General features: G+C 35.2%; 5 protein-coding genes. All 5 read right to left on the bottom strand.

Annotated elements, in window-relative coordinates; all coding sequences use genetic code 11:
* Positions 1–1,501, bottom strand: a 1,501-nt coding sequence (locus E1176_RS05020) for a hypothetical protein (RefSeq protein WP_155209472.1), incomplete at its 3' end; no start/stop codon positions are given.
* 64 nt (positions 1,502–1,565) lie between these two features.
* A complete protein-coding gene (locus E1176_RS05015) occupies positions 1,566–2,510 on the bottom strand; it encodes a hypothetical protein (protein WP_155209471.1) in 945 nt (314 codons plus the stop codon).
* Between the two features lie 335 nt (positions 2,511–2,845).
* Positions 2,846–3,214, bottom strand: a complete 369-nt coding sequence (locus E1176_RS05010) for a hypothetical protein (RefSeq protein ID WP_155209470.1) — start codon at positions 3,212–3,214, stop codon at positions 2,846–2,848.
* 158 nt (positions 3,215–3,372) lie between these two features.
* On the bottom strand, positions 3,373–3,594 hold the full coding sequence (locus E1176_RS05005; protein WP_155209469.1) for a hypothetical protein: 222 nt from the start codon (positions 3,592–3,594) through the stop codon (positions 3,373–3,375).
* 114 nt (positions 3,595–3,708) lie between these two features.
* A partial coding sequence (locus E1176_RS20530) for a hypothetical protein (protein WP_185152640.1) occupies positions 3,709–4,281 on the bottom strand: 573 nt, incomplete at its 5' end.

Below are 4,281 nucleotides of genomic sequence, written 5' to 3'. Positions count from 1 at the left end.
GATTCAGGTGTGAAATGAGAAAGTCAATGTTTAGAAAGGTTAGTTTTTTGATTTTCTCAAATTTTTGATCTAATCCTTCAAATTCAACTAAAGCTTTAAACTCCTCATCTAAGTATCTTCCAATTCCTGGTAGATCAAAGTGAGGGTCTGTATATATAAGTATTGGATAAATGATCAAATTTCGTTTTTTAATTTTTAGTTCATTGTACGATTTGCTTTCAAAAGGCTTCTTAGAAAGCTGTTTGATTTGGCTAAGTAGTTGATGAGTACCTTTCATCTTAGGTTCACCGGTATTATATTTTTTATCAATCTCTGATTTAATAAGATCGTATTTTTCAGAATCAATTATTCGGGAAGGAAACAATGAATCCTTGATTTCAAAAAGAAATATTTTCTTACCCTTTCGAACGTATGCATCAGGGTGTCCAGAAGAATTACCATTATCAAATTCTATGATGATGTGCTTGTTTTTGAAACAACCTCTTATCAGACTACGAAAAAGATATTTTTCAATTGCATTTTCCCCAATGAACTGTTTAAAGGCAGGAAATTTTGAAAACCTGCTTTCATTCGAAATCCCAGATTGATTGTAAAAGTCGAATAGCATGCCATCATAGATCTTTCGAGCTAAGAAATCCCAATTCATTATCACGTAAGAACGTTCACTAACTTTATAAAGTGGTTTCTCTTTTAATCCTGTAAAATTTCCTTTGCTTTTGGAGTAGGACTTACTGTATTTCTTTAGGTCAATTGCAAGTTCATCAAAGAAAGGTATGGATTGTATATCCGAGTTTATGGAGAATGGTGAAAATCGTTTAGTATCGCCTCTCCTTTGCGATAACTGAAGAGTATTGGCAAATCTGAAGATATAAGTTAGTGAATTAGGGTCTTGAAACCTCTCTGTAAAATTCCTTACATACTGTCCAAATTCAGTTTCAAATTCCAACGCATCAAAAAAGCATTTTGATTTGACAATTGCTAGAAAATAGTTGTAGGGGTGATTTAACATGAATTGGCCGATCATCGTTGGCCAAGTGTTTTTCCTGAAGTAGTCGAGTGGAGAATCTGCTAAGGTATCAATTTCCATATTACCGAAAAGTTGGCTAGTAGATACCAGATAGGCCTTGAAAATCCTTAATTCTTGTTCTGGTGTAGTATCTTCAAATTCCTCGTTTTCATGATAATGTAGCAGTGATAGGTGAAGAAACTGAAGGTTGAGATGAGTTGAAAAAATTGAAAAGTCATCAATTCCCTTTCTCCCAAACTGTTGTGCTATTTTGGAATAAATTTCATCCTGAATTTTCTTGCTTTGTCTCTGGAGAAGAAATTGTAATAATTTCAGATGCGTTCTGAGATCAGATTGATTTAGATATAGTTCTCCGTTCATTACAGAGACAATTTTCACTATGAATTTAGTTGGTATTCCTGCAATTAGATTTTTGAATTCCGGTGGGCTATCACCGAAAATCTCTTTGTATGTTGGGATAATTCCTATTTTCATTCACTCTTTTGGTAAATTCAACTATAGCATCTGACCCTGCAAGCCTTTGTAAATAAACGGTGTTCTACATGAGTTTGGCTCTTAGTAGGGGGAGTAAAATTGAAAGTGGAATAAATACAAATACTATGTATATCCACTTTACAAAAAACTTCACTTTCCAAGCGTTTTTTCCTAAACCTACTATGGTTTTTGGTTTAATAGCAAGTATGATAAGAGCTATGAGTGCGATCAACCAAATGTCTACAATGGTTGAGTTGATCTCTAAATCTGGATTGAAGTCAGTAGGCACATAATCAAATTCCTTCTGGATTAGAATTTCTAAAGCTCGTTGACTTTCGCTTTCAGATATACCGTTAATTAGCATTTCAGCAGCTTCATTACTTAGGATTTCCTCGTACAAGTCCTTCTTATGTTCAATTAGATTTCCCGTTAAAATTAAGAGTAGTATGACACTGAAGAAAGCAATAGTACCAAACCAACTAGACCATTTTTGTAAAACCATGCTAGGTTTGTGTTTATCTATCCATTTTCCAATCTCATAATTTACATCATTCATTATTCCTTCTTCTGGAATTTTGGCGCGAGTTTCCAATTCTCCATCATATTTTGAGCCTACCTCTAAACTAAATTCACTTGGTCCCTTTCTAATATGAATTCTGAGTTGAGCAGGCTTGAAATCCTTTATATTAGGGTCTTTTAACAATGAAATTATAGATTCATCTTTAATCTTTTTTCCTTCTTTTGAGATAACCTCAACATACTTTTCAGATTCACTAAATCGATAGGAACCCTTTGTTTTCGCAATAGCTTGTTCCAGGGTTACTTTTTCATTCCACCTTCGGTATTCATCAATACTTGATTTGGCTGAATCAACCGCAAGAATTTCAAAAGCTTCCTCCAGTTTTTCTTCAATCGTTAAAAGTGTTTCGCTTAGCTGTTCAAGAGCATTGCTGTCAAGAAGCCATGGGCCATCTATTTTATTGTCTGTTGGAATTATAAGTTGTGCCATAGATTATGTCTAAAGTTCAGCTAAAACAAATAAGTGCCCCAGTTGCTAGAAGCACCGGAGTTTCCCTTCCGAATTATTCTTTCAAAGGGCTCAGTTCGCATATTCATTTTAGTATTTGTTATCTTTCGTTAATCCTTCTTTCCTGAATAGATTTCAACGATAAGTTCATCGTCTCCAGATCGAAGTTCAAGTCGACCTCCATTAGCAGTATCCTTGAGTTCTTTGATAACTTTGGTCGCCATTGGGCCAAGTCTTCGTCTTGAAACTGTCTTTTTTACTTCACTATTTCTTCCAGTTTTCCTGGATACAATTCTTACTCCTGTTACTTTAGATGCTTATTCGCCAATTGCCCATATTGCATTTGCAGATAAGTTCTGTAATAGGGCAATTGCATTATCTTGGCTAAATACTAGAGCAACCATCGCTGCAATATCAAGTTCGATCGAACCTTGACGAAGAGAACTAATTTGAGCCCTTACAAGAACATCCTCGCGTCCAAGAGTTTGTGGAATATGAAACTGTATTAACTCCTTTTCTTGCTTTTCAAGTCGTTCATTTTCTTCCTCAATTGTTGCCAAAGCCATTTGGTTCAACAGCCTGTGAAGCTGTGATCCCAAAACACCAATTTGTAACATATCGAGATTGTCACTTGAAAGTTTGACGGATAGTGGGGAATCAATTTGCTCGTATTCTAGTTTATTCATGATTTTTTAGGCGGTTCTGCAATGAAAGATAACATCCGAGTATACACCATGGCACATACTCACGATACTTAATTAAAAAGTTGACTTCAAACAGCTAAAGCAGATATTAAGTGTGCTATACACACGTTTGTAAATGCTTGTAAGCGTTAAAACATCAACTAATCTACTCTGTTAATCAAGTAAATCTTAGAAATGTAATAAAAAATTGCTTTCTGCAATTTTGCCAGAAGTGCTTTGGTGTCCAGTATCTCGGCAAACTTGTCTTTTGTGGTTGGCCAGTGTAGTGAGGTGTATGCGCTGTAGGTTTCGTCATTGATGCCTACACGGTCAAACGTAGCATCTGAGATGAGGATGGTGTCATAGTCAAGGTTGGCAGCCATGCGGTGACGGTGGTAGGATGCAGTGGTTGGTCATGCCTTCCACTACCACGGTTTTTATATTTTGCGCATCGAGGCGCTCTTTTGCATCTCAAGAATTTAATCAACAATCATGTATTAATACCGCTTGTATATTGTCAGCGATGCCTTTACCTTTTCTATAGCTTTAATAAGTTGTTCTGTTCCGTCTGTATTCTCATTAATCCAAACTCTTTTTAATGGTAAGTCGGTTCTAGAAATCTGAATATCATTTGAATTCCTTTTAACATATAGCCCTCTGCGTAAATCCAATTTCCCCTTTCCTAACAATTTGCCATTTACTGTTCGATCTTGCCATTGCTCTCCAAGAAACTTTATGTTATTATAGTTGCTGTTTAATGCACTACTTAAATCCTTTATTATTATTTGGATACTATCATCTTCAACTAGATAGAGTTCGTCAACCAACCTGATTAAAGTCCATTTATCGAATTTCTCATTGAACGATTTGAAATTAAAATATTGGGCTTTGATTTTAGGATCATTCGAAATAGTTGAGCCCCAATAAGCTAATTGAAAATCAACAAATTGGAAGTCATATAAAGTATCATTTATTGATTCTATTACTTTAAGCCTATGAATTAGTTCGTTTCTTAACTCCCCCTGATAGTTTAGCCTTTGCTGCTCATTTATTAAGGCAGTTTGTTGTTC

Origin of the sequence: Fulvivirga aurantia (genome assembly GCF_009711475.1) — a bacterium.
Taxonomy (GTDB): Bacteria; Bacteroidota; Bacteroidia; order Cytophagales; family Cyclobacteriaceae; genus Fulvivirga; species Fulvivirga aurantia.
Note: the sequence above shows the minus strand (reverse complement) of the source record. Positions and strands in the feature narration are given on the sequence as shown.

Excerpts from the sequence above, each read along its gene's own strand:
- E1176_RS05015 (WP_155209471.1), bottom strand. The coding sequence starts at position 2,510 with ATGGCACAACTTATAATTCCAACAGACAATAAAATAGATGGCCCATGG.
- E1176_RS05010 (WP_155209470.1), bottom strand. The coding sequence starts at position 3,214 with ATGAATAAACTAGAATACGAGCAAATTGATTCCCCACTATCCGTCAAA.
- E1176_RS05005 (WP_155209469.1), bottom strand. The coding sequence starts at position 3,594 with ATGGCTGCCAACCTTGACTATGACACCATCCTCATCTCAGATGCTACG.